18 protein-coding genes are annotated in these 24,990 nt (G+C 63.4%); 15 read left to right on the top strand and 3 right to left on the bottom strand.

The genetic code is table 11. From position 1 onward, the window contains the following. The first annotated feature begins 10 nt into the window (after positions 1-10). Together LNV06_RS08545 and LNV06_RS08540 are read left to right on the top strand one after the other, a co-directional pair. Positions 11-6,262, top strand: a complete 6,252-nt coding sequence (locus tag LNV06_RS08545; RefSeq protein ID WP_263537840.1) for a hybrid sensor histidine kinase/response regulator — start codon at positions 11-13, stop codon at positions 6,260-6,262. Between the two features lie 89 nt (positions 6,263-6,351). Continuing rightward, positions 6,352-7,389: a GGDEF domain-containing protein gene (locus tag LNV06_RS08540; RefSeq protein WP_263537839.1), complete on the top strand. Its 1,038-nt coding sequence runs from the start codon at positions 6,352-6,354 to the stop codon at positions 7,387-7,389. 37 nt (positions 7,390-7,426) lie between these two features. Here LNV06_RS08540 and LNV06_RS08535 read toward each other — a convergent pair whose 3' ends face one another. After that, on the bottom strand, positions 7,427-7,897 hold the full coding sequence (locus LNV06_RS08535) for a DUF1801 domain-containing protein (protein ID WP_263537838.1): 471 nt from the start codon (positions 7,895-7,897) through the stop codon (positions 7,427-7,429). A 178-nt stretch (positions 7,898-8,075) separates the two neighbouring features. On the opposite strand from LNV06_RS08535, the gene LNV06_RS08530 reads away from it, so the two are divergent. The 5 genes from LNV06_RS08530 (at position 8,076) to LNV06_RS08510 (ending at position 15,795) form a co-directional block, all read left to right on the top strand. Further along, positions 8,076-8,747, top strand: a complete 672-nt coding sequence (locus LNV06_RS08530; RefSeq protein WP_263537837.1) for a TetR family transcriptional regulator — start codon at positions 8,076-8,078, stop codon at positions 8,745-8,747. Next, the gene (locus tag LNV06_RS08525; protein ID WP_263537836.1) at positions 8,744-10,210 is read left to right on the top strand and encodes an efflux transporter outer membrane subunit; all 1,467 of its coding nucleotides are present in this window, start codon (positions 8,744-8,746) and stop codon (positions 10,208-10,210) included. The genes LNV06_RS08530 and LNV06_RS08525 overlap by 4 nt, the downstream gene beginning before the upstream one ends. 74 nt (positions 10,211-10,284) lie before the next feature. Next, a complete protein-coding gene (locus LNV06_RS08520; protein WP_263537835.1) occupies positions 10,285-11,487 on the top strand; it encodes an efflux RND transporter periplasmic adaptor subunit in 1,203 nt (400 codons plus the stop codon). 22 nt (positions 11,488-11,509) lie between these two features. Further along, entirely contained in the window at positions 11,510-14,620 is a 3,111-nt protein-coding gene (locus LNV06_RS08515) for an efflux RND transporter permease subunit (RefSeq protein ID WP_263537834.1), read from the top strand. 71 nt (positions 14,621-14,691) lie between these two features. Then, positions 14,692-15,795, top strand: a complete 1,104-nt coding sequence (locus LNV06_RS08510; protein ID WP_263537833.1) for an alpha/beta hydrolase family protein — start codon at positions 14,692-14,694, stop codon at positions 15,793-15,795. A 15-nt stretch (positions 15,796-15,810) separates the two neighbouring features. On the opposite strand, the gene LNV06_RS08505 is transcribed toward LNV06_RS08510, so the two are convergent. After that, complete coding sequence (locus LNV06_RS08505; protein WP_263537832.1) at positions 15,811-16,443, bottom strand: hypothetical protein; 633 nt, start codon at positions 16,441-16,443, stop codon at positions 15,811-15,813. A gap of 88 nt (positions 16,444-16,531) precedes the next feature. Beyond that, entirely contained in the window at positions 16,532-18,004 is a 1,473-nt protein-coding gene (locus tag LNV06_RS08500) for a cryptochrome/photolyase family protein (RefSeq protein ID WP_263537831.1), read from the bottom strand. A gap of 81 nt (positions 18,005-18,085) precedes the next feature. Between LNV06_RS08500 and LNV06_RS08495 the strand changes: the two genes are divergently transcribed. From LNV06_RS08495 to LNV06_RS08460, 8 genes are all read left to right on the top strand, one after another. Then, positions 18,086-18,664, top strand: a complete 579-nt coding sequence (locus LNV06_RS08495) for a YqgE/AlgH family protein (protein ID WP_263537830.1) — start codon at positions 18,086-18,088, stop codon at positions 18,662-18,664. Further along, positions 18,661-19,074 (top strand): Holliday junction resolvase RuvX, encoded by a 414-nt coding sequence (ruvX, locus tag LNV06_RS08490; RefSeq protein WP_263537829.1) that lies wholly within the window; start codon positions 18,661-18,663, stop codon positions 19,072-19,074. Before LNV06_RS08495 ends, ruvX begins: the two co-directional genes overlap by 4 nt. Beyond that, positions 19,074-19,574 (top strand): bifunctional pyr operon transcriptional regulator/uracil phosphoribosyltransferase PyrR, encoded by a 501-nt coding sequence (gene pyrR / locus LNV06_RS08485; protein WP_263537828.1) that lies wholly within the window; start codon positions 19,074-19,076, stop codon positions 19,572-19,574. The genes ruvX and pyrR overlap by 1 nt, the downstream gene beginning before the upstream one ends. Before the next feature lie 3 nt (positions 19,575-19,577). Continuing rightward, the gene (locus LNV06_RS08480; protein ID WP_263537827.1) at positions 19,578-20,540 is read left to right on the top strand and encodes an aspartate carbamoyltransferase catalytic subunit; all 963 of its coding nucleotides are present in this window, start codon (positions 19,578-19,580) and stop codon (positions 20,538-20,540) included. Next, a complete protein-coding gene (locus LNV06_RS08475; RefSeq protein WP_263537826.1) occupies positions 20,537-21,871 on the top strand; it encodes a dihydroorotase in 1,335 nt (444 codons plus the stop codon). The genes LNV06_RS08480 and LNV06_RS08475 overlap by 4 nt, the downstream gene beginning before the upstream one ends. Then, positions 21,871-22,611: a lysophospholipid acyltransferase family protein gene (locus LNV06_RS08470; RefSeq protein ID WP_263537825.1), complete on the top strand. Its 741-nt coding sequence runs from the start codon at positions 21,871-21,873 to the stop codon at positions 22,609-22,611. Before LNV06_RS08475 ends, LNV06_RS08470 begins: the two co-directional genes overlap by 1 nt. A 174-nt stretch (positions 22,612-22,785) precedes the next feature. Next, positions 22,786-23,292 (top strand): hypothetical protein, encoded by a 507-nt coding sequence (locus tag LNV06_RS08465; protein ID WP_263537824.1) that lies wholly within the window; start codon positions 22,786-22,788, stop codon positions 23,290-23,292. A 120-nt stretch (positions 23,293-23,412) separates the two neighbouring features. Next, positions 23,413-24,987: a thymidine phosphorylase family protein gene (locus LNV06_RS08460; protein WP_263537823.1), complete on the top strand. Its 1,575-nt coding sequence runs from the start codon at positions 23,413-23,415 to the stop codon at positions 24,985-24,987. The last annotated feature ends 3 nt before the right edge of the window (positions 24,988-24,990 follow it).

Genomic DNA, 24,990 nt, shown 5'->3' with positions numbered 1-24,990 from the left:
GGGGACCGGCATGGATTTCTCGCGCGATTCAGAGTTTCCGCCCGACCTCAGTCCGCTGGCCTGGGTGCAGGAAGAATTGCGCCGCTCGCTGGAGTCGGTGCACAAATCAATGCGCCGCTTGCTGCGCGATGGCGATACTCGCACGACAGTCGCGGCCGCTTTGGGCAGCGATGTGTCGGGCAGCCCCGCCATGCAAGCCGCTGCGGCCCAACTGCATCAGGTGGCCGGTGTCTTGTCCTTGGTCGGCCTGCCAGCCGGTGCGCGGGTGCTGGGTGCGGCCGAGCAAGCCGTGGCTTACTTGGCGCAAAACCCGCAAGAGATCGACCTGAAGCGGGTTGAGACGATTGAGCGGGCCGACTTCGCCCTGTTGTCGCTGATTGCGCGCATGTTGGCCGGCAACAAGGCTTCACCCTTGAGCCTGTTCCCGACTTACCGCGAACTGCAAACCCTCAACGGCGCCGAGCGCATTCACCCGGCTGATTTGTGGGAACAGCCCTGGAGTTGGCGCACGCTGCCGCCCGATGCGCAGGCTCAGGCCATGGCGCACGCGGTGGTGCGTGGGCCGTTTGAGGCCACGCTGCTGAAGGCCATGCGCGAGCCCAGCGCCGCGCATGCCCGCAGCCTGAGTGATTTGTGTGCCTCTTTGGCGGCCGGTTTGAATGGGCCGAACAGCCGCACGCTTTGGCAGTTGGCCAGTGCTGTGTTTGAGTCTCAGGCCCTGGGGCTGTTGACGGTGGACAGCTTCGTCAAGCGTTTGGGCTCTCGCCTCTTGTCGCAGCTGCGCGCGGTGGCGCAAGGCGATGCCGGCGTTAACGATCGCTTGGCTCATGACTTGCTGTTTTTCTGCGCGCAAAGCCGTGCGCCGGCGGCCGGTCAGGCGGCCTTGCGATTGCAAGCGGCCTTGGCTGCCTACGGTCTGGCAGAGGCCGGTACCGTCGAGCCAGGTGATTATGAAGACGAGACCCTGGGTCGCATCGACCCGGCTTGGGTGAGCCAGGCGCGTCGCCGCGTCAGCTCCGCCAAAGAGTCTTGGAGCAGCGCGGCCGAAGGCGATAGCGCTCGTATTGGCGCTTTGAATGAGCAGTTCGTGGCGCTGGCCGAGTCCTTGCAAAAGCTCTTCCCCTCGGGCGAAGTCTTGGCCGAGGCCTTGCAGCGCGCGGTAGTGGCGACCTTGCGTTCCGGCGCCGCGCCGGCCCCGGCCCTGGCCATGGAAGTGGCGACCAGCTTGCTGTATGTGGATGCCGCCCTGGATGACGCAGCCTTTGATCAGCCCGAACAGGCCGAGCGGGTGCGGCGCCTGGCGGGACGCATCGAAGCGGTTCAACATGGCGAAGCGCCCGAGCCGCTCGAAGCCTGGATGGAGGATCTGTACCGCCGGGTCTCTGATCGACAAACCCTGGGCAGCGTGGTGCAGGAACTGCGCAGCAATCTGTCCGAGGTGGAGCGTCAGGCGGATGAGTATTTCCGCGACCCCGGTCAGCGCGAGCGCTTGATTCCGGTGCCGGCGCAGCTCTCGGCCATGCGTGGCGTGCTGACCGTGCTGGGCTTGGATCAGGCGGCCTTGGCCTGCCTGCGCATGCGTGATGAGGTGGACGAGCTGGCCAATACCGAGGTCGATGTGGCCCGTGGTGGCGCACGCGAATTGTTCGACCGGCTGGCCAACAATCTGGGCGCCCTGGGCTTCTTGATCGATATGCTGAGCGTGCAGCCTCAGCTCGCCAAACGCATGTTTGTGTTTGATGAGGCCAGCGGCCGGCTCAATCCGGTGATGGGCCGGCGCAGTGATGCGACTCAGTTGCCACCGCTGGACCCGGCCGTGGTCGCTGCCCACACGGCGCCGCCGGCCATGCCTTCGGGACTTGCCGAGCCGCCGCAGCTCCTTCAGCCCATGGATGAGTTGGACCTGCCGGTGCTGGAGCTGCCCTCAGTGCAAGCAGCCTTGCCCCTTCCAGAAATCGACCAAGTCCCAGCGCCAGTTGCTGCGCCGCTACCGCCGCCGCTTGAAGTGCCTGCGCCCAAACCCTCCTTGGTGCCGCAAATGGCTTCGGCGACCGATCCGGAAATGCAGGAGATTTTCCTGGAGGAGGCCGGCGAAGTCTTGGCGACCGCCAGCCGCGCGCTCGCTGCTCTGCGCATGAATGCGCAAGACAAAGAGCAGATGACGGTGTTGCGTCGCGCCTTCCACACGCTCAAAGGCAGTGCCCGCATGGTGGGTTTTGATGCCTTTGGCGAGGGGGCCTGGGCTTGCGAGCAGCTCTTCAATGCGCGCCTGGGTGAAGCGGCCCCGCAGGCCGATCCATCGCTGCTGGCTTTCAGTGCCGAAGCTCTGATTTATCTGGGCGATTGGTGCGAGCAAATTGCAGGACGTCAGCCGGGCGTGCATGTACCAGACCCGCTGCGCCGCAGTGCCGATGCGCTCAGATTGGCGGGTACGGCATTGCCGATTGAATGGCCAGCCACCACGATTGATCTGCCGCCCACCGTGTTCTCCGGCGAATTGCATGATTCTTCAGAACCGGCCGAGGCTGTGCCGCCGACCCTGGAGCTCTTGCATCTGGACGATATGGGCCCTGCTGAGGCGCCCATGGATGCGCCGGCGGTCGAAGAACTGCCTGAACTCGTTGAGGACTTGGACCTGCCTGCACACGCCGAGCCCCTGGAGATGGAGGCTTCGCCTCCTGAGATTGTTCCCTTGGATCAGGCTGAGGAAGACCTGGGCTTCGATCTGGAGTTGCCGCTGCTGCCGGCCGAGCCCGTGTCGGCCCCGGTGGCCGACTTTGAGTTGCCAGAGTTCGAGCTGCGCTTGGATTTGGGTGAAGTCATCGAGGCCGCCGAGCCCGAGGCTGAGGCGACGAGCCTTGCCTTGACGGAGGCCGAGACCGAGGCGGCCGACTTGCCCGCGCTGACCGAGTTGCCCGAACTGCCCGAGCTATCCGCGGAGCCGCAGACACCGGCGCTGCCTTCGGCCACCATCATCGAGTTGCACCGGCCTCAGCTGCATCCGGAGTCTGTGGACTTGCAAGCGCTGGAACCTGCGCTGCACGAAGAGCTGCTGGACGAAACGATCGACGAGACCATCGATGAGCAGTTCAAGATGATCGGCCCTTTGCCGGTCAAGCTGGAGCTGTTCAATATTTTCTTGAACGAAGCCGACGAGTTGTCGCGCCGTTTGGCGACACAGCTGGCCGAGTGGGCGCTTGAGTTGAATCGGCCGGTGCCCGCCAGCTGCGAGGCCCTGGCCCACGCCTTGGCCGGCAGCGCCGCCGCGGTGCGCTTCGAAGACCTGTCCACCTTGAACCGGGCGCTGGAACATGCTTTGGGTCGTGCCCAGCGCGCCGGCCGTTACAGCGAAGCCGATGCCCAGCTCTTTGTGCTGGCGGCCGACGAGGTACGCCATCTGCTGCATCAATTTGCAGCCGGCTTCTTGAAGTCGCTCAACCCCGCCACCTTGGCCAGCTTGCAGGCCTACACGCCTGATCTCAACCCCAGCAGCCAGTTCGGCGCCTTGGATGATGGGCTGGGTGGCTTTGATGAGCCCAGGTCTTTCTCAGAGCGGGAGCGTGACGCCGCAGCGGTGGAGCCCGCTTCCGCCGTGCTGCTGTCTGCCGATGCTGATGAGGTGGAGCCCGGGCTGCCGGATGAGATCGACCCGGTCTTGTTGCCGATCTTTGAAGAAGAAGCGCGCGATCTCTTGCGTGATCTGCATGGGGCTTTGCGTGCCTGGTTGGGCGCGGCGTCCGATCAGCGCCATGGCGACGCCTGCATGCGCGCCTTGCATACCTTCAAGGGCGGCGCTCGTTTGACCGGTGCGATGCGCTTGGGAGAACAGGCGCATGCCTTGGAGTCCGCCATCGAGCGCGCCATGGCAGGGACGCCGAGCGTGGGCGACTTGCAGGCCTTGCAGGTCGGCGCCGATGCGCTGGAAGCCAGCCTCGATCAATTGCTGAACGCACCGCCTCAGAGCGCTGCAGTTTCGGCCCCGGCTGTGGCCATCGAACCTGTGCCTGAGCTTGTGGCCGAGCTTGTGGCCGAAGTTGCCACCACCGCGCCTCTTGTGCACGAGTTGCCAGAGCTGCTGGAAGTTCCTGAGGTGCAGGAAGCGGTTGAAGTGCAGGAGCTGCCGCCAGCGCCAGACCTTCTGGCCGTGGATGAGCCCGTCTCGGAGGCCTTGCCGCTCCATGAGGAACCCGTTCTGGCGACGCTTGCAAGTGAAGCCACAGAGATTCCTGCCGCCATCGAAGCCGATGCGCCATTGGAGATGCCACAGGTATTTGCGGCGCCTGCCGAAGCCTCGGGTCCGCAAATCGATTGGGCGCGTTTCGCTGAGCCGCCTCTGGACGGCAACGCCGACACCATGCCCTCGGGTCTGCAGGCCTTGGTGCGGGTGCGTGCCAGCTTGTTGGAGCGTATGGCCGCCCAGGCCGGCGAGGTCAGCATCCGGCGTTCGCGCCTGGAGTCTGAGCTGGCTCAGATGAAGGGCTCGCTGCTTGATCTGGACGATAACTTGGACCGCCTGCGGGCGCAGCTGCGTGAGCTGGAGTTGCAGGCCGAGGCCCAGATGGGCGCGCAGCAAGAGCAACAGTTCAAGGCGAATCAGGCGCGTTCTGCCGACTTCGATCCCTTGGAGTTTGACCGCTATACCCGCTTCCAGGAATTGACCCGCATGCTGGCCGAGTCGGTCGGTGACGTGGCCACCGTGCAGCGCAGTTTGCAGCGTAATGTGCAGTTAGGGGAAGACGAGCTGGCCGCGCAGTCGCGCCTGACGCGCGAGCTGCAAGATGACTTGTTGCGCACCCGCATGGTGGAGTTTGAAAGCCTGGCCGAGCGTTTGCATCGTGTCGTTCGCCAGGCGGCGCGCGATGCCGGTCGTCAAGCCAAGTTGGAGCTGGTGGGCAGCCAAACCGAGCTGGACCGCAGCGTCTTGGAACGCATGTCAGGCGCTTTTGAGCACTTGCTGCGCAACAGCGTCAGCCACGGTATCGAGGCGCCCGAGCAGCGCCTGGCCGCAGGCAAAGATGCCGTCGGAACGATCCGCGTGCAAGTGCGTCAAGAGGGCAATGAGGTTTTGCTGAACTTCAGCGACGACGGCGCTGGCCTGAATCTGGCGCGTATTCGCGAGCGCGGTCTGCAACTTGGCTTGATCAAGCCCGAGATTGAGGCCCACACGCCGATCTCCGATGCAGCGCTGATGCAACTGATCTTTACTCCCGGCTTTTCCACGGCAGCTCAGGTGACCGAGTTGTCAGGGCGCGGGGTCGGCATGGACGTGGTGCGGGCCGAGGTCAGCACCTTGGGCGGCTCGATTGAAACCAGTTCCGCAGCCGGCCAGGGTACCCAGTTCGCCTTGCGCCTGCCCTTGACCACGGCGCTCACCCAGGTGGTCTTGCTGCGCTGTGGCGAGCAATCGGTGGCGGTGCCGGCCAGTCTGATGGATTCGGTGCAACGGGTGCCGCTGGATCAGGTGGAAGCCGCTTATGCCGGCGGCAGCCTGGACTATGCCGGAGAGGCTTTGCCCTTCTACTGGCTGGGTGGCCTCTTGGGCCAGACCGGCCGCGGTCATGCGCATGGCAAGCATGCTTCGGTCGTCTTGGTGCGTACGGCGCATCAGCGCATGGCCTTGCATGTCGATGAAGTCTTGGGCAACCAGGAAGTGGTGGTCAAGAATTTGGGGCCGCAGCTCAGCCGGGTGCCAGGTCTTGCTGGTATCAGCCTGCTGGCCTCGGGCGAAGTGGCCTTGATCTACAACCCGGTGGCCTTGGCCAGCTGGTACGGTGCGGCTGCGCAAGCGCAATTGCGTGAACTCAGCCTGGCTGCTCAATCGCAGGCGCAAGCCTTGCAGTCCGCGCAAGACGCTGAAGAAACACTGGCGCCGCTGGTGCTGGTGGTCGACGACTCGCTGACGGTGCGCCGCGTGACCCAGCGCTTGTTGGAACGCGAAGGCTATCGCGTTCAATTGGCCAAAGACGGTTTGGACGCCATGGAGCAGTTGGCGGGCGAGGAATTGCCGGATCTGGTTTTGTCCGACATCGAAATGCCGCGCATGGATGGCTTCGATTTGGTTCGCAATATGCGGGCAGATGCACGCTTGGCTGGCTTGCCGGTGATCATGATCACCTCGCGTATTGCGCAAAAACATCGCGATTACGCCGAACAGCTAGGGGTCAACCATTACTTGGGCAAGCCCTACGATGAGGAACAACTTTTGTCATTGATTGCTGGCTACACTTCGGCACAAATTGCCGCTGAAGTCCTGCGGCCGTGAGGAGGTGAGGGGGCGTTGGGGCTTCTGATCACCATCAGAAACCAGCCACAACAGCGATCAGACCTCCGACAAGGGGGCGATCAGAATCAATGTCCGAAGTCGTTGATCATCTTGCCGAGTTAACAGGCTTCCGTGACCGGGATGTCATGGATGTGACCCTGGTCTCGGCCTTGCGTGATTTGTTGGAGCCCGTCTCGGTTGCCATCTTCCGCTGTGTCGGAGAGGCCGGCCAGGAACGCTGGCTGACCCGCGCGCGCTTGAATGCCGAAGATGCCGTTGCCACGGCCGACCCTTTGTGGGCCGACCCGGCGCGTCTGCCTTTGGCGCAAGACCACCCGCAAAGACTCGACTGCATGCACAGCCGCACGGTGGTGCAAATGGAGTCAGGCGCCAACTTCATCAGCCTCTTCCCCATTGCCACCGACCGCGAAGTCGTCGGCGTCTTGGAGGTGGAGTCGACCGAGCGCATGAAGAGCACCGCCCAGCGCATGGTGACCAGCGTGCTGCGGATTTATCACAACTTCCAAGGCTTGCTGGACTACAGCGAACGCGACACCCTCACCGGGCTCTTGAATCGCAAGACCTTTGAAGAGAGCTTTTTGAAGGCTGTCAGCGAGTTGCCGGCGCGAGCCATACTCTCTGAGACCGATGATGGGCGCCGCCACGAGGGCCCCAGCCCGCGTTATTTTTTGGGCGTGGTCGACATCGACCACTTCAAATCGGTCAATGACCGCTTCGGCCATTTGATCGGCGATGAAGTGCTCTTGCTCTTGTCGCGGCTGATGCGCAGCAGCTTCCGCTTTCATGACTTGCTCTACCGTTTCGGCGGCGAGGAGTTCGTGGTCTTGATGCGTTGCGAAGACGAGGTCGATGCGGTGCAAGCTTTCGAGCGCTTGCGCTACAACACCGAGCACTACGCCTTTCCGCAAGTGGGGCGGATTACCGTCAGTATCGGATTCACGCAGGTGCGCATTGGTGATTCACCGGCCGGCGCTTTTGAGCGCGCCGACAAGGCGGTCTATCACGCCAAAGACTCGGGTCGCAACCAGGTCCACAGCCATGCCGAGTTGGTGTCGGCCGGCAAGATGAGCGAGCAGGCTCAACTCAGCGCTATGGAGCTATTCTGAGCCTTCCGCTGGACCTCAGTTCCCTTGGAAAGAGTGTTTAAGGGCCGCGGCTGCGCGGCTTGCTTTCGGCCAAGCTTTGGTTCCAACGGATCGCTGAAAGTACCAAGGCTTTAAGCGCAGCCTCCTTGATCGCGCAGCCTTCGGTGAAGTCAATCGCGCGGCGGGTGTTGCCGTCTAGGCTGGCATTGAACAGTTGCTCGGGGTCCTCCAGCGAAGCGCCTTTGGCGAAAGTGAGCTTGACCGCTTTTTTGTAGGTCTCACCGGTGCAAAGGATGCCGCTGCAAGACCAGACCGGGATGTTCCATTTCCATTCTTCGACAACGCCTTCATTCGCGCTGGTGATGATGGCGCGCAGCTGAGCCAGTAACTCGCCTCGCCAGTCCTGCAACTCGGCAATGCGCCTGTTGATCAAGACGGCAGGGGCCACGCCCGCATCGGACTCGGGTGCCTTTTTCGGTCGGGCCTGAGTAACTTGCTGAACAGCAGCGGGTGATTTGGGGCTGGGCATGGACTCTTGGGTACTGGGCTTGGTGCGCTTAGTTTTTCACAAATCTGTGGCTCCGGGCGCTCAAAGCACAGGGTTTTCTGCTCAGGGCCTGGGGGTGAAACAGGTCACGCTTTGCTGTCGCTCGATTCGATAGAGAGAATTAATCAATCGATTGATTAATTCTTTCTATCATCGCGCCATGTCCAAATCCAAAGCATTGTCCGAAGAACTGAGTGGCCGGCGCGAGCGCCTCTTGCGTGAGGCGCGGCGCATCTTTGCCGACAAGGGTTTTGACAAAGCCAGCACCCGCGAGATCGCTCGCGCCGCCGAGGCCAATATCGCCTTGATTGCCTACTACTTCGGCGACAAGCGCGGCCTGTACCGGGAGGTCCTGGTGCAGCCGGTCGCCCAAGTGATGGCCAGCATGCCTGAGCCTGATGCGGCCATGCCATTGCAAACCTGGTTGCAGAGTTTCTACGCTGCTTTTTTGCGGCCACTCTTCGATGCCGATTCCGGCCTGGCCGAGAGCACGCGGATCTTCTGTCACGAAATGATTTCGCCCAGCCCGGATTGGGGCGACATCTGCGGCGAGCACATTGCGCCCCAGCATTTCGCCTTGGTCACGATGTTGGGCCAACGCTGTGGCGTCGCAGAAGCACAGGCCAGCGCAGACGCTGAGTTGCATCAACTGGCCTTTGCCTTGATTGCTCTGGCCCATGACTATTGGATGTCGGCCAAGGATATGGAAGGCTTGCTGCCCGGCGTGGTGCGGGGGCCGGGCGCTTATGAGCGCACCTTGAAGCGCTTGGTCACTTTTGGTCAAGCCATGATTGAAGCCGAACAAGCCCTGCGCAAGGGCTCAAGAAAATGATGCTGAAGACTGAACTCAAACCCCGTACGCAGGGCATGCAAGGCCTGGGCCGGAATGCCTTGTGCTTGGCCACGGCGCTGGCCATGGCTGGCTGCGCCGTCAGCCCGCCACCGCAGCAGCGCCTGCAGCAGGCCGAGCAGACGCCTGCGAGTTGGGCCGCGCCGCTACCCCATGGTGGCCAGACTCAAGGCCTACAGCAATGGTGGGCGCAGTTCGACGACCCCTTGCTGCCTCAACTGATCGAGCAAGCGCAAGCGCACAGCCCTGGCCTGCAGCAGGCCGTGGCACGCATTCAACAAGCGCGTTCGCTGGCCACGCAGTCGGGCAGCGCGCTTTGGCCGGGCCTCAATTTGAATGCCACGGCGCAGCGCCAACATTTGGCCTTGCCCAAGGGCTCGCCGACTCAAACGCTCAGCAATGCCAGCCTCGATGCAGGCTGGGAGATCGATCTGTTTTCGCGGGTGCGGCAACAGCGCGATGCGGCCGAAACGCGCGCCCAAGCCAGCCAGCTGGAATGGCATGCGGCGCGTGTGAGCCTGGCGGCCGAGGTGGCACAGAGCTATATCAGCCTGCGCGCTTGTGAGCAGCTTTTGCAGATCAGCCAAGAAGATGCGCAAGCCATGCGCAAGCTGGGCCGATGGTCGGCCGACAAGCTGAAAGTCGGCCTGGAAGCGGCTGGACCGGACGCCTTGCTGCAAGCCTCGGCGGCCGAAAGCGAGAACCGTGTGTTGGCGCAGCAGGCCGAATGCGATGTGCAGATCAAGGGCTTGGTAGCGCTCAGCGGCGTGCCCGAGGCCGAGCTGCGCACCCGACTCACCGCACGCCGGGCCCAGTTGCCCAAGACGCAAGGGCTGCAAGTCGCGTCCTTGCCGGCTCAAACCTTGGCGCAGCGGCCCGATTTGGCCGCACAGCAGCGCCAGGTGCTGGCCGCCTGGGCGGAGCGGGGTGCCGCCGAAGCGGCGCGTTATCCGCAGTTGCAGCTGGGTGGTTCGATTTCCTTGTCGGCCTTGCAGCTCAGTGGCGGCACTCGGGAGCAGGGCTCGGCTTGGAGCTTTGGCCCGTCTTTGTCGCTGCCGGTCTTTGATGCGGGCGCTCGCCGGGCGCAAGCCGATGCGGCCCAGGCGCGATTTGATGAAGCCTTGGCGGGCTACCGGGGCTCGGTTGTGCAAGCGGTGCGTGAAGTGGAAGAAGGGCTGGTGCGCCTCGACTCGGCCGCGCAGCGCGAGCAATTCGCCGAAGCCAGTGCGGCGGGCTATCGCAGAGCGGCCCTGGCCACTGCGTCCAGCTGGCGTGCCGGCCTGAGCAGTGCTGCCGAGTTGGAACAGGCGCATCGTTTGACACTGAACGCGCAGTCCGCCCTGGTACAGGTACAAGCAAGTCGCTTGACCGCTTGGGTGGCTTTGTACAAGGCCAGCGGTGGCGGTTGGCAGGCTGACGCCGTCGCCGACTCAGTCGCTCCATGAACTCCAAAGGCGATGTGCGGATGTCTCGCAGATCCCCCTCCATGTCTATGCATTTTTTGAAAGAAGACCCACTCATGCCACAGCAAGTGAGAACTTCCCCGCGTCCATTGGGCGCCCTGGTTTTGGCCCTGGGTCTGACTCCTTGGATCGTCGGTGCTGCGATTGCGGCCGATGCGCCCGCCTCAGCGCCCTCCACGACTTCATCGGCTTCATCGACTTCATCGGTTTCAACCACGGCCGCCGGCAAGTCCAAGCCCGCCCTGACGGTCAATCTCATCAGCGCGCAGCGCAGCGATTGGCAACAGACGCTCAGCGCTAACGGCTCGGTGGCCGCCTGGCAAGAGACGGTTATCGGCGCCGAGACCGCCGGCCTGCGTCTGGCCGAGGTGCTGGTCAATGTCGGTGATGCGGTCAAGCGGGGCCAGTTGCTGGCGCGTTTGTCCAATGACACGGTGCAGGCTGAGTTGGCGCAAAGCCGCGCTGCCGCCGCCGAGGCCCGCGCCAATCTGAGCGCAGCGCAAGCCGATGCCGAGCGGGCTCGCCAGCTCAAGGCCAGCGGCAGCGATGCTTTGAGCGCGCAGCAATTGCAGCAATACCTGACCCAAGAGCTGGCGGCTCAAGCGCGTATGGAAGCCGCCAATGCACGGTTGAAGACCGATGAGCTGCGGCTGGCGCAGACCCGCATCACCGCGCCTGACGATGGCGTGATCTCGGCGCGGCTGGCCACGCTGGGCGCAATGGCGCAGCCGGGTGCGGAACTGTTTCGATTGATTCGCCAAAACCGTCTGGAATGGCGCGCCGAGGTGCCGGCTGCCGAACTGCTCAATCTGCGCGCCGGCATGGCGGTGCAGGTGCAAGGACTGGACGGCAAGCCGGTGGCCGCGCGCCTGCGCATGCTGGCACCCACGGTGGATGCGCAAACCCGCATGGGTCTGGCCTATGTGGACCTGCCTGCGGCTGCGGCGCTGCGGGCCGGCAGCTTTGCGCGCGGTGAGTTCCAGCTGGGTCAATCGGGCGCTTTGAGCCTGCCGCAAAGCGCGGTGCAATTGCGCGATGGCTTTGCCTATGTCTTCCGCGTGGGTGCCGATGCCCGCGCCAACCAGGTCAAGGTCAGCCTGGGTCGCCGCTCGGGCGATCGGGTTGAAGTCACCGGCGGCCTGGACGCCAGCGCTCGCGTGGTGGCCAGCGGTGTTGGCTTCTTGAGCGATGGCGATTTGGTGCGGGTGGTTGAGCCTGCTGCTGCTAAGCCTGCTGCTAGCAAGCCTGCAGCCAAGTGAAAAAGCGGACGAGCCAAACATCATGTTGAACGTCTCCTCCGCCTCGATCCGCAATCCGATCCCGGCCATCCTGCTCTTCATCATGCTGACGCTCGGCGGCTTGCTGGGCTTCCGCTGGATGAAGATTCAGAACTTCCCGGACATCGATCTGCCTACCGTCATTGTCAGCGCCAGTCTGCCGGGCGCTTCGCCTTCGCAGCTGGAGTCGCAAGTCGCCCGCAAGCTGGAGAACCAGTTCGCCACGCTGCAAGACGTGAAACACATCTACACCACGGTGCAAGACGGTGCCGCCACGGTGACGGTGGAATTCCGCCTGGAGAAGGGCACGCAGCAGGCGGTGGATGATGTGCGCGACGCGGTCTCGCGCGTGCGCTCCGACCTGCCGGCCGATCTGCGCGACCCGGTGATCTCCAAGATGGAGCTCTCCGGCATGCCCATCCTCACCTACACCGTGGCCTCCAAGCGCAAGGACGGTGGGCTCGATGACGAAGGCCTGTCCTGGTTCGTCGATAACTACGTGGCCAAGCGCATGCTGTCGGTGCGTGGTGTGGGTGCCGTAGGGCGGGTTGGCGGCGTCAGCCGCGAGGTCAAGGTGGAGTTGGACCCCGCCAAGCTGCTGGCGCTGAACGCCACGGCGGCCGATGTCTCGCGCCAGCTGCGCCAGATCCAGCAAGAAGCTTCGGGCGGCCGCGCCGAGATCGGTGGTGCCGAGCAATCGGTGCGCACCTTGGCGACGGTGCAGACGGCCCAGGAATTGGCGGCCATGGACATCTCGCTCAGCGACGGGCGCCATGTGCGCCTGGACCAAGTGGCCAGCGTCACCGACGGCGTGGCCGAACAACGCTCGGCGGCGCGATTGAACGGCAAGCCGGTGGTGGGCTTTGAGATCACCCGCACCCGCGGCGCCGGTGAGGTCGATGTGGCGGCCGGCGTGCGCCTGGCCTTGGAGGAGCTGAAAGCCACTCACCCCGAGATTGAGTTTGCCGAGGCCTATAACTTTGTCGATCCGGTGCAAGAGAACTACGAAGGGTCCATGACCCTGCTTTATGAGGGCGCCTTCTTGGCGGTGGTGGTGGTCTGGCTGTTCTTGCGCGATTGGCGCGCCACCCTGGTGGCGGCCACCGCCTTGCCGCTGTCGGTGATTCCGGCTTTTGGGTTGATGTATCTGCTGGGCTTCACCATCAACACGGTGACTCTGCTGTCTTTGTCTTTGGTGGTGGGCATCTTGGTGGATGACGCCATCGTCGAGATCGAGAACATCATGCGCCATCTGGCCATGGGCAAAACGCCGTACCAAGCGGCGATGGAGGCGGCCGATGAAATCGGCATGGCGGTGATTGCCACCACCTTCACCCTGATTGCGGTGTTTCTGCCGACGGCCTTCATGGGCGGCATTCCCGGCAAATTCTTTGTGCAGTTCGGCTGGACGGCGGCGATTGCGGTATTCGTCTCGCTGGTGGTGGCCCGCATGTTGACGCCGATGATGGCGGCCTACATCCTCAAGGCCCCCAGCAAGGACCACACCGAGCCGCGTTGGCTGACGGTCTACACCGGCTGGGCCAAATGGTGTTTGCAGCATCGGCTCGCCACCCTGGGCCTGACGACCGTCTTTACCGTCGGTTCTCTCGGTTTGGTCAGCCTGTTGCCGACCGGCTTCATCCCGCCCGATGACCTGAGCCAAACCCAGGTGACGCTGACCCTGCCGCCCGGCAGCGGCTTTGCGCAGACCTCGGCGGTGGCTCAGGAGGCCGAAGCCATCGTCCGCGCCAACCCGCATGTGAAGCTGATCTACACCGCGATTGGCGGCGGCAATGCGGGCGGCGACCCCTTTGCTGTCAGCGGCGTGGCCGAGGTGCGCAAAGCCACCTTAACCCTGAATATGACCCCGCGCCAGGAGCGCACGGGCTTGAGCAAGCAGGCCTTGGAAGGGCAGTTGCGCGAGGCGCTGGATGTGCTGCCCGGTGTGCGCGTCAAGGTCGGTTTTGGCGGCAGCAGCGAGAAGTACGTGCTGGTGCTGGCGGGCGAAGACGGCCGCGCCTTGGCCGAGCATGCGCAGAAAGTAGAGCGCGAGCTGCGTAGCATTCCCGGCATCGGCGCGGTCACCTCCACCTCCAGCCTGGTACGCCCCGAGCTGATTGTTCGCCCCGACTTTGCGCGGGCCGCCGATCTGGGCGTCAATGCCACCGCCATTGCCGACACCTTGCGCATTGCCACCGCGGGCGACTATGACCAAGGCCTGGCCAAGCTGAATCTGGCGCAGCGCCAGGTGCCCATCGTGGTGAAGCTGCGTTCTGATGCGCGTACCGATCTGGCTCTGCTGTCCAGCCTGCCGGTGCCGGGCGCCAAAGGGTCAGTGCCGTTGTCCAGCGTCGCTACGCTCGAGATCGCCAGCGGCCCTGCGCAAATCGATCGTTATGACCGCCTGCGCAATATCAACTTTGAGATCGAGCTGAACGGCCAGCCGCTGGGCGAGGTGGAGAAACTTGCCCTGTCCAAGCCCTCGCTGAAGAACCTGCCGCCGGGCGTGATTCAAACCACCGTGGGTGATGCCGAGGCCATGGGCGAGCTCTTCGCCAGCTTTGGCCTGGCCATGTTGACTGGGGTGATGTGCATCTACATCGTGCTGGTGCTTTTGTTCAAGGACTTCATCCAGCCGGTGACGATTTTGGCGGCCTTGGTGTTGTCGATTCCGGGTGCTTTCTTGGCGCTGTTCATCACGCACACCGCTTTGTCGATGCCATCGATGATCGGCCTGATCATGTTGATGGGCATCGCGACCAAGAACTCGATTCTCTTGGTGGACTATGTGGTGATCGCCCGGCGTGACCATGGCCTGCCGCGCTTGGAAGCGATTCTTGACGCCTGCCACAAGCGTGCTCGCCCGATTGTGATGACCACCATCGCCATGGGCGCCGGCATGTTCCCCATCGCCATTGGCATGGGCGTGGACCCGAGCTTCCGTGCGCCGATGGCCATCGTGGTGATCGGCGGGCTGATCACGTCCACCTTCCTCAGTCTCTTGGTGATTCCCATTGTGTTCAGTTATGTGGACGACATGATTCAGGCCATGGGCCGCGTGTTTCGTCGCAAGTCCACCGCGCCGCTGCAAACGGCCGTCGACCGTTCAAACTAAATCTGGCTCTTGAAAACCGCGAGGCGCTGGCCCATATGAAGCAAATGAATCAAGGCAAAGGCTCGGAAGCGATGGGGTTGACATCTTCGCGGGCGCTTCGCGGCGCTGCGCTTTTGGGTCTGGGTCTGCTGCTGGCGGCATGTCGCAGCCCGAGTGTCGAGATGCGCGCAGGCGAGGCCCTGCAGGGCGAAGCGCTGGCGGCGAATGTGGACACCCCGGCCGTGACCGCGGACTACCGCACCGAGGACCTGGATTGGCAAGACCCCAGTCGTAGCCGTGCGGTGCCGGCACGCTTGTACTGGCCGGCCAAGGCGGCAGCGCCGGAACATGCGGACGGCACGGTGCCCTTGATCGTGTTCTCACATGGCATCGGCGGCTCGCGGCGTGGCTACAGCTATTTGGGCGCTTATTGGTCTTCGCAGGGCTATGCCAGCTTGCATGTGCAGCATGTGGGCAGCGACCGCGCTTTGTGGTTTGGCAACCCTTTCGGCTTGGTCGGGCGTTTGCAAGAGGCCGCCAAAGAGGGCGAGGCTTTGAACCGGGTGGCCGACGTGCGCTTCGCGCTGGATCAGCTCTTGCAAAGCCCGTATGGCGCCAAGATCGATCAGGAGCGCATCAGCGCTGCCGGTCATAGCTACGGTGCCAACACGGTGATGCTTTTGTCCGGCGCCGAGGTGAGCCGCCAGGGTCAGACGCTCGCGCAGTTGCGAGACCCGCGCATCAAGGCCGCCATCATCATCTCGGCCCCGCCTTTTTACGGCGAGACCGAGAAGACGGCCGCCATCCTCAAACCCATCAGCATCCCTTCGCTGCACATCACCGCGTCGGAAGACGTGATCAATATTCCTGGCTACCACTCGGATGCCAAAGACCGCATCGCCGTGTTTGACGCCACAGGCAGCCCACGCAAGAGCCTGGTGGTGTTTGAAGGCGGCTCACACAGCATCTTTACCGACCGAGCCGCTGCAGGTGGAGTGGCCTTGAATCCCAAGGTCAAGGCCGCCACCCAGGAGTTGTCGCTGGCCTTCTTGAATCAGGTCTATCAAGGCCGGGATGAAGACTTGCGCCAATGGGGCTCGCGCTATGGCGGCCTGGTTCAGCAATGGCGTTTGAGTGCCGATGTTGGCGCCGATGCGGGCGATAAGCCAGTCAAGGGCTTGGCCTTCAGCCCCTGATTGCCGAGGCCGAGCTTAGCCTTTGACCGTGGTCTTGCCGGCGGCCTCGCAGCGCTCTACCGGCTTGGGGATGTCGCCGTCCAAATCGGAAATCCAGCAGGCATCGAGCACCGAACAGTAGCAGGCCTCCACCGAGATCTTGCCGCGCCCTTGGCGGTCAAATTGCTGCCAAAGCTTCAGGGCCGCCGTATCGCTGGCGGCCGGCTGGTCCCAGGCGAACAGCGTGACGCTATTGCCCGGTGAAATTAGGCGCGGCGCAATCGTCGAGGTCGTGATGTAGAGCGACAGGGGCGTGGCCTCCTTGGCGTCGCCACGAACCTCTTCGCGCAGGCTTTTGATCAGTCGGCCTTCAGACCTCATCTCAAACCAAACAATGCGGGCCGGGCCATTCCCGTCATTGGTGACTTTGAAGCTCAGGCTGGGTTTGTTGCCGTCGTAATTGCTGCTCATCAATTGCAGCAAGGGCGTCGAGCTGGCCAAGACCAGGCGCGAGTTTTCTTTCACCAAGGCCTGCATGGCGGCACTGGTTTTCATCGAGCTGTAGACCGCACTGAGCGTGCTGAGCACCATGCTGGCCGCGACGGCAATGTGGAACCAGCGGGGAGCGGGGTCGTTCTGGGGCTTGAGCAGCTTGGTGGGTTCGATCACGGCGGAATCTCTAGAAATCAGCGGCGGCCAAGGCCGTCGGGCGGCTGACTATAGCGCTGCGGTCTGGCGCGCCGCGCCCTCGGTTTCCTTAGTCTTTGGCCGCAGCCGGGATGCCACGATCTTTGACCACCGCATAGCGCGCCAAGGTGGCCAGCCGCGCTTCATCATGGCGGACGATGGGCAGTGGGTAGTCCGCACCCAGCGAGAGTCCGTGACCTTGCAGATCCAAGGGTCTGGCGGTCCATGGCGCATGCACCAGTTTGGCTGGTAGGGCCGCCAGCTGCGGCAGGTAGCGCTTGATGAAGCGACCCTCGGCGTCGAATTTTTCGCTCTGTGTGATGGGATTGAAGATGCGGAAATAGGGCTGCGCGTCGCAGCCGCTGGAAGACGCCCATTGCCAGCCGCCGTTGTTGGCCGCGAGGTCAAAGTCCAGCAACTTTTCGGCGAAGTAGGCCTCGCCGCGGCGCCAGTCGATCCCCAGATCCTTGATCAAAAAACACGCCGTCACCATGCGCAGGCGGTTGTGCATATAGCCGCTTTGGTTCAACTGCAACATGGCGGCATCCACCAGCGGATAGCCGGTGCGCCCCTCGCACCAGGCTTGGAAGTGCGCCTCGGCTTGAGGTCCGTTCTCCCAGAGGATGTTGTCGTATTCGGGCCTGAAGGCGCCACGCATCGCATGCGGATGGTGGTGCATGACTTGGTGATAGAAATCGCGCCAGATCAGCTCCGACAACCACACCTCGGCGCCTCGGTCGCCGGCCTGCGTGCGCTGCCAGGCTTCGCTCGCCAGTTGCCGAATCGAGATCGTGCCGAAGCGCAGGTGCACGCTCAAATAACTGGGCCCTTTGACGGAGGGGAAGTCGCGGGTGTTGGCGTATTGGTCGATGCGGTGCAAAAAGTCGTCGAGCAAGGCCTGGGAGCCAGCGCTGCCCGCGCCCAGATGTGGGCTCAGGCCCGCGGGCTCAAAGCCGATCTCGGCCAGACTCGGCAGGCCTTGGGATTGTTGGCTCTGGGCCAAACTGCCGGCATAGCGCTCCACCGGATAGGCTTGCAGGTAAAAAGGTTCGAGCTTGCGCAGCCAGGCATTTTTGTAGGGCGTGAACACCCCGTAAGGCTTGCCCACGGCTGTCAGCACCTCGCTGCGCTCGAAGACCACATGGTCTTTGAAGCTGTGAAAAGCGCAGGCAAAGCTCTGTAATCGTTCGGCCACTTGGGCGTCGCGGGTTAAAGCAGCGGGTTCGTCGTCATGGTTGCAAAACACGGCCTGCACCCCCAGTTCCGCCGCCAACTGCGGGATCAGGTCGACGGGGCGGCCCTGTCGCACGATCAGCCCGGCGCCGGGCTGATGGCTGCGTAACTCCTCGTCCAGGGCCTTCAAAGAGGCCCAGATGAACTCAACGCGGCGGTCCTGGCGGGGCAGGGGGGCGAGGATGTCGCTGTCGAAGACAAAGGCGCAATATACCTGTTCGGACTGCTTCAGGGCCTGATACAGCGCCGCTTGATCTTGCACCCGCAGGTCGCGACGAAACCACAGCAGGGCGGATTTGTACTTCTTCATTCGCGCAGTGTCGCAGCGCCGCGCTTTCTCTGTGAGTTGCAGGGGCATCGTGCGGGGCGCGGCCTCGCCTAAAATGCCCCCATGTCACAAGATCGGATCGTCCTCACCAACCAGTTTCTGATCGCCATGCCTGGCATGGCCGATGAGGCTTTCGCCGGCAGTGTGGTCTATATGTGCGAGCACAACGAAAAAGGCGCGCTCGGCCTGGTCATCAACAAACCGATCTCGATGACCCTGGGCAATTTGTTCGAAAAAGTCGAACTCAGCCCGCCCAAGGGCGAGGTGTCCAGCGGCCCGGTCTACTACGGCGGCCCGGTGCAGGCCGAACGCGGCTTTGTGTTGCATGAGCCTCTGGACGCCACCGGCGGCCACTACAACGCCACCCTGGTGGTGCCTGGCGGCCTGGAGATGACCACCAGCCGGGATGTGCTGGAAGCCTTGTCCAACGGCGCCGGCCCCAAGCGGGTGCTGGTCACGCTGGGCTATAGCGGCTGGGCTGCGGGTCAGTTGGAAGAAGAAATCGGCCGCAACGGCTGGTTGACCGTGGACGCCGCGCCCGAGATCATTTTTGACACCCCGGTCGAGCAGCGCTACGAGCGCGCACTCGGCCTCTTGGGCGTCGACCCCCGCATGCTGAGCCAAGAGGCTGGCCACGCATGAGCCTGGCTGCTGACCCGCTCAAATTGCAAGCGCAGTCGCTTCTGGCTTTTGACTTCGGTACCAAACGCGTCGGCGTGGCCAATGGCAGCCGTTTCACTGGCCGGGGCGAGCCGCTCAAAAGCATTGCGGTGGACGGCGAGGCGCGCTTTCAGGCGATTGCCAAGTTGATCAAAGATTGGCAGCCCGATGCCTTGGTGATCGGCGTACCTTTCCATCCCGACGGCGCCGAGCATGAAATCACGCTGCGCGCGCGCCGCTTTGGCCGCCAGCTGAAAAGCCGCTTCCGCCTGCCAGTGTTTGAAGTCGACGAGCGCTACACCAGCGTCGAGGCTGAAAGTTATGGCGTTCGTGATGTCGATTCCACCGCCGCCGCCCTGATTCTTGAACAATTCTTCCGTGAGAACACTTGATGAGTACTCTCTTACTTGACGCCGAGGCGATCTACGCCGATCTGCTGCAAGGCGTGCGCAAGCTGATGCGCCCCGACAGCGCGCTGGTGGGCATCTGGTCCGGCGGCGCTTGGTTGGCCGAGCGCCTCCAAAGTGACCTGGGCCTGAGTGGTACTGCCGGCGTCATCTCCAGCTCCTTGCACCGGGATGACTTTGGCTCGCGCGGCATGTCGGCCAGTGCCGATCACACCAAGCTGCCTTTTGACGTCAACGGCCAGCACATCGTGCTGATCGATGATGTGCTCTACACCGGCCGTACCACCCGTGCCGTCATCAACGAGTTGTTCGACTTTGGTCGCCCGGCCAGCGTGACGCTGGCGGTGCTGGTGGACCGAGGCGGGCGCGAGTTGCCGATCGAGCCGGCCTTCTCGGCCGCCCGCATCCATCTGGTCGCCGAGCAGCGCCTGCGTTTGGCCAAGGATGACAACGGCCGATTCAGTTTTGACTTGAAAGGGGATTGATCGATGCTCTCCAAGCGCAATCCGCAACTGAACAAGCATGGTGAACTGGTTCACCTGCTTTCCATCGAAGGCCTGCCGCAGGCCAATATTCATCAGATCCTCGACACGGCCGGTAGCTTCCTCTCGGTCAATGACCGCGAAGTCAAGAAGGTGCCGCTCTTGCGCGGCAAGTCGGTGTTCAATCTGTTCTTCGAGAACAGCACCCGCACCCGCACCACTTTTGAGATCGCGGCCAAGCGCCTCTCGGCCGACGTGCTGAACCTGGACATCGCCCGCTCCAGCACCGCCAAGGGCGAGACCCTGCTGGATACGGTGGCCAATCTCTCCGCCATGCATGCCGATATGTTTGTGGTGCGCCACAGCGAATCCGGCGCGCCCTACCTGATCGCCCAGCATTGCGCGCCGCATGTGCATGTGGTCAACGCCGGTGACGGCCGCCATGCGCACCCGACGCAAGGCCTGCTGGACATGTACACGATCCGGCATTTCAAGAAGGACTTCCGCAACCTAACCGTGGCCATCGTCGGTGACATCGTTCACTCGCGCGTGGCCCGCTCGGACATCCACGCGCTGAGCATCCTGGGCGTGCCCGAGATTCGCGCCGTCGGTCCCAAGACCTTGGTGCCTGGCGACTTGAAGGACATGGGCGTGCGCGTCTGCCACGACATGGCCGAGGGCGTGCGCGGCGCCGATGTGATCATCATGCTGCGCTTGCAAAACGAGCGTATGAGCGGCGGCATGCTGCCCAGCGCCGGTGAGTTTTTCAAGAACTTTGGTCTGACGCCTGAGAAGCTGGCGCTGGCCAAACCCGACGCCATCGTCATGCATCCGGGCCCGATCAACCGCGGCGTGGAGATCGCCTCCACCGTGGCCGATGGCGCGCAAAGCGTGATCCTGCCGCAGGTCACCTTTGGTATCGCGGTGCGCATGGCCGTTATGTCCATCCTTGCGGGAAATGAAGCATGAAAATTCTTATTAAGAATGGGCGTCTGATCGACCCCGCTTCCGGGCTTGACCGCGTGGGCGACCTGGCCATCGCCAATGGCCGCATCGTGGGCTTGGGCGAGGCGACGGAGTTCGCCGCCGACCGTGTCATCGACGCTACCGGCTTGATCGTGGCCCCGGGCCTGGTCGATCTGGCCGCGCGTCTGCGCGAGCCCGGCCATGAGCATGAAGGCATGTTGGAAAGCGAACTGGCGGCCGCTGCCGCCGGGGGCGTGACCAGCCTGGTCTGCCCGCCCGACACCGACCCGGTGCTGGACGAGCCCGGCCTGGTGGAGATGCTGAAGTTTCGCGCCCGCAAGCTGAGCCGCTGCCGTCTGTTCCCGCTGGGCGCGCTGACGCAAGGCCTGAAGGGTCAGGCCTTGACCGAGATGGCCGAGTTGACCGAGGCCGGTTGCATCGGCTTCTCGCAGGCCGAAGTGCCGGTGCGCGACACCCAGGTGCTGGCGCGCGCCCTGCTGTACGCGGCCACTTATGACTACACCGTTTGGCTGCGCCCGCAAGACGCCTACCTCGGCGGCGGCGTGGCCGCCAGCGGTGCCATGGCGACGCGCCTGGGCCTGGCCGGGGTGCCGGTGACCGCCGAGACAGTGGCCCTGCACACGATTTTTGAGCTGATGCGCTCGACCGGCGCGCGTGTCCATCTGTGCCGCATCTCCAGCGCCGCCGGCGTGGAACTGGTGCGCGCCGCCAAACGCGACGGCCTGCAGGTGACGGCCGATGTGTCCATCAATTCGCTGCACCTCACCGATGTGGATATCGGTTACTTCAACTCCGCCATGCGCCTGACGCCGCCGCTGCGCCAGGGCCGCGACCGCGACGCGCTGCGTGCCGGCCTGGCCGATGGCACGCTGGATGCGCTGGTATCCGACCATATGCCGGTCGCGCCGGATGAGAAGAACGTGCCTTTTGCCGAAGCCACGCCAGGCGCCACCGGTCTGGAGTTGCTCTTGAGTCTGGCCCTGCGTTGGGCCGAAGACTCGGGCCTGCCGCTGTCCCGCGCCTTGGCGGTGGTCACGGCCGAACCGGTGCGGGTGCTGGGCTCGGCCCTGGGCTCTTTGTCCGCCAGCGCTGGGCGCTTGGTGCAGGGCGGGGTGGCCGATGTCTGCGTGTTCGACCCGAAGGCCAGCTGGTCCGTCACGCCGGAGGCCTTGAGCAGCCAGGGCAAGCACACGCCCTTCGCTTACGAGATCAGTGGATTTGAGTTGCCAGCTTCGGTGCGCTACACCTTGGTGGCGGGCCATGTGGCTTTTGAAGCCCAAGCCCAAGCTCAGCAAGAGATGGCCGGCACCTGATGTTCAGAAACCTCATTGCCAGCGCACGCCTGCTTCGCTTCAGCCTGCATGTGATCTACGGCCTGCTGCTGATCAAGCTGCGCTTTGGCCAACTCAATGCCACGCAGCGCCATGCACTCATTCAGCGCTGGTCTCACAAGATGCTGAGCATTTTCGGCATCAAGCTCGAGGTGTCAGGTCTTGCCGCAAGACCTGGCGCCAAGCTCTTGGTGGCCAATCATGTGTCTTGGCTGGACATTGCCGCAGTGCACTCGGTGGTGCCGGAAGCGCGCTTTGTCTCCAAGGCCGACGTCAAGCATTGGCCCTTGGTTGGCGGCCTGGTGACCGGCGTGGGCACTTTGTTCATCGAGCGATCCAGCAAGCGCGACGCCTTGCGGGTGGTGCACCAGATGGCCGATGCCTTGAAGGCCGGCGACTCGGTGGCGGTGTTCCCCGAAGGCACCACCGGGGCCGGCCCCGAGCTTTTGCCCTTCCACGGCAATCTGCTGCAAGCGGCCATCTCCACTGAGGTACCGATTCAGCCGCTGGTGATTCGCTTCTCCGAACCGGGCGAACGCTTCAGCTCCTCGGCGCGCTTTATCGGCGACACCACCTTGGTGCAAAGCCTGTGGCGGGTGTTGACGGCCAAGGGTCTGAGCGTGTCGGTGCGGGTCTTGCCGGCCATGGGCACGACGCATGCCGACCGGCGCTTGCTGGCGGAGCATGTGCGTGAAGAAATTCAGCAAACTTTGCGTGACTGAGCCTGAAGGCCGCTGAGCTGCATTTACAATTCGACCCGACGGTTTGCGAAAGCAAGCGTCACCGCCGATTTACCAACTACTTGCGGGCGGGCTATCAAATGCGGCTAAAGCGTTGCGGCTCCGATTGCCCTGGGCCGGCTAACGCCGGTATCAGGGCACTCGGAGTTTTTCTTTATGCAGGAATTGGCTGTATTTGATCGTTGCTTGCTTCGTCGCGCGCGCTCGTCGGCGTCGCACCATTTCTCGAGCGGCATTCCCCGGCCCCAGGCCGCGGCGCGCGCCCCTGTGGTGCCCGCCAGTTTGGCCCGAGCCGCTGAACATCTGATCAGTCCCTGGGGTGAGGTCATCGCCGCCATGCCCAGGCGCGCTTCGGCTGCAGACATCGTGCGTGCTGCCCATGGTGTGAAACGCACCGACTGGCTGGCCGTGTTGGCCGACGAAAGCTTGTCCCGCGGGACTCAGACGGCTTGGCGTTTGGCCTTGTGGCGGGCGGGAGTTCCTGCGCGTTCTACAAGCGCTGCCACAGACGAACTGGGGCCGCAGTGGTTGAGTCCGGTCGTGTGGGCCCGGCCAGGGCAAAGTCCCGCGGAGTTGCGGGCGCTGGTGTTGCAGCAAGCCTTGGAGTCCTTGTGGCAAGAGGGCTGGCAATTGAATGAGGCCTTCGCAGCGGACCTGCACTGAGCAGGTGAGCCTTTGCCCCGAGTCTGGCGTGGCTGTCTAGCGCCCTAGGTGTCCTGGCTCGAGAGGTTTTCCTGCCTATTTGTCGATGGTGCTCGATGAGGGCTCCGCTACAGTCGGCACATGACTGCGACTACTCAAAGTGCATTGCGCGTCCGCCGTGTCGGCATCGACACCTGGCGTGAGAATGTGGCCTATGTGCATCGCGACTGCCCGGTGGTTCGAGCGGCGGGCTTTCAGGCCTTGTCCAAGGTCGAGATTCGGGCCAATGGTCAGATGATTCTGGCAGTGCTGAATGTCGTGGACGATGAGCGCATCGTCAGCGCCTGCGATCTGGGTCTCAGTGAAGACGCCTTCACCCGGCTGGGCGTCGTGGAAGGCCACAGCGCTCAAATTGCACATGCCGAGCCGGCCGCCTCGATTGCTGCGCTGCGCCGCAAAATCAATGGGGAACGCCTCGGCAAGGACGAGTTGGCGGCCATCATCCGTGACGTGGCCGATGCGCGTTATTCCAAGATTGAGTTGGCGGCCTTTGTGGTGGCAACCAATCAATACGAGCTGGACCGCGAAGAGGTCTTGCACCTGACCGAGGCCATGATCGCCGTGGGCCGACGGCTCGACTGGCACAAGCAGGTGGGCGCCGGCCTGGTGGTCGACAAGCATTGCATTGGCGGCATACCGGGCAACCGCACCTCCATGCTGGTGGTGCCTATCGTCAGCGCTCACGGCATGTGGTGCCCCAAAACCAGTTCGCGCGCCATCACCTCGCCCTCGGGCACGGCCGACACCATGGAGATGTTGGCCCAGGTGGAGTTGAGCGTGGACCGCATGGTGCACATCGTCAAAGACACCCATGCCTGCCTGGCCTGGGGCGGCACGGCTGATTTGTCGCCGGCCGATGACATCTTGATTTCGGTGGAGCGGCCCTTGTCTATCGATTCGCCGGGGCAGATGGTGGCTTCCATCCTGTCCAAGAAGATTGCCGCGGGTTCAACGCATTTGGTTTTGGATATTCCTGTCGGGCCTAGCGCCAAAGTGCGCTCCATGGTGGAGGCGCAAAGGCTCAAGAAGCTGTTTGAGTATGTGGCCGGTCATCTGCGCTTGCAGCTCGACGTGGTGCTCAGCGATGGCCGCCAGCCGATTGGCAGCGGCATCGGCCCGGTGCTGGAGGCGCGCGATGTGATGCAGGTCTTGCAAGGCGACCCGGCAGCGCCGCAAGACTTGCGCCAAAAAGCGCTGCGCCTGGCGGGCCGCATGATCGAATTCGACCCCGATGTGCGCGGAGGCGAGGGTTACACCATCGCCCGTGACATCCTCGATTCCGGCCGCGCCCTCGCGCAGATGAACGCCATCATCGACGCCCAAGGCCGGCGCGCCGAAATGCCCGCGCTGGGCGCCTTGAGCGTCGAGGTCCTGGCGCCTGCTGAGGGCTTGGTGGTGGCCATAGACAATCTACGCATCGCCCGCATTGCGCGCTTGGCCGGTGCGCCCCAAGTGCCGGGTGCCGGCATGGACTTGCTCAAAAAGCTCGGCGATCCGGTGCGAGCCGGCGAGCCGCTGTACCGCATCTATGCCCAGTATCAGGCGGACCTGCAGTTTGCGCAGGCGCATGCCGAAAAGGAATCGGCTTATCGCATCGGCAGCACAGAACAGTTGCCGCATGAATTCGCCATGGCCGGTGCCATGTTTTCGCTTTAGAAA

The organism is Paucibacter sp. Y2R2-4 (genome assembly GCF_025717535.1).
GTDB lineage: Bacteria > Pseudomonadota > Gammaproteobacteria > Burkholderiales > Burkholderiaceae_C > Paucibacter_A.
The sequence above is the reverse complement of the archived record's forward strand: the minus strand, read 5'-3'. Positions and strand labels throughout refer to the sequence as shown.

Excerpts from the sequence above, each read along its gene's own strand:
- LNV06_RS08545 (WP_263537840.1), top strand. The coding sequence starts at position 11 with ATGGATTTCTCGCGCGATTCAGAGTTTCCGCCCGACCTCAGTCCGCTG.
- LNV06_RS08540 (WP_263537839.1), top strand. The coding sequence starts at position 6,352 with ATGTCCGAAGTCGTTGATCATCTTGCCGAGTTAACAGGCTTCCGTGAC.
- LNV06_RS08535 (WP_263537838.1), bottom strand. The coding sequence starts at position 7,897 with ATGCCCAGCCCCAAATCACCCGCTGCTGTTCAGCAAGTTACTCAGGCC.
- LNV06_RS08530 (WP_263537837.1), top strand. The coding sequence starts at position 8,076 with ATGTCCAAATCCAAAGCATTGTCCGAAGAACTGAGTGGCCGGCGCGAG.
- LNV06_RS08525 (WP_263537836.1), top strand. The coding sequence starts at position 8,744 with ATGATGCTGAAGACTGAACTCAAACCCCGTACGCAGGGCATGCAAGGC.
- LNV06_RS08520 (WP_263537835.1), top strand. The coding sequence starts at position 10,285 with ATGCCACAGCAAGTGAGAACTTCCCCGCGTCCATTGGGCGCCCTGGTT.
- LNV06_RS08515 (WP_263537834.1), top strand. The coding sequence starts at position 11,510 with ATGTTGAACGTCTCCTCCGCCTCGATCCGCAATCCGATCCCGGCCATC.
- LNV06_RS08510 (WP_263537833.1), top strand. The coding sequence starts at position 14,692 with ATGGGGTTGACATCTTCGCGGGCGCTTCGCGGCGCTGCGCTTTTGGGT.
- LNV06_RS08500 (WP_263537831.1), bottom strand. The coding sequence starts at position 18,004 with ATGAAGAAGTACAAATCCGCCCTGCTGTGGTTTCGTCGCGACCTGCGG.
- LNV06_RS08495 (WP_263537830.1), top strand. The coding sequence starts at position 18,086 with ATGTCACAAGATCGGATCGTCCTCACCAACCAGTTTCTGATCGCCATG.
- ruvX (WP_263537829.1), top strand. The coding sequence starts at position 18,661 with ATGAGCCTGGCTGCTGACCCGCTCAAATTGCAAGCGCAGTCGCTTCTG.
- pyrR (WP_263537828.1), top strand. The coding sequence starts at position 19,074 with ATGAGTACTCTCTTACTTGACGCCGAGGCGATCTACGCCGATCTGCTG.
- LNV06_RS08480 (WP_263537827.1), top strand. The coding sequence starts at position 19,578 with ATGCTCTCCAAGCGCAATCCGCAACTGAACAAGCATGGTGAACTGGTT.
- LNV06_RS08475 (WP_263537826.1), top strand. The coding sequence starts at position 20,537 with ATGAAAATTCTTATTAAGAATGGGCGTCTGATCGACCCCGCTTCCGGG.
- LNV06_RS08470 (WP_263537825.1), top strand. The coding sequence starts at position 21,871 with ATGTTCAGAAACCTCATTGCCAGCGCACGCCTGCTTCGCTTCAGCCTG.
- LNV06_RS08465 (WP_263537824.1), top strand. The coding sequence starts at position 22,786 with ATGCAGGAATTGGCTGTATTTGATCGTTGCTTGCTTCGTCGCGCGCGC.
- LNV06_RS08460 (WP_263537823.1), top strand. The coding sequence starts at position 23,413 with ATGACTGCGACTACTCAAAGTGCATTGCGCGTCCGCCGTGTCGGCATC.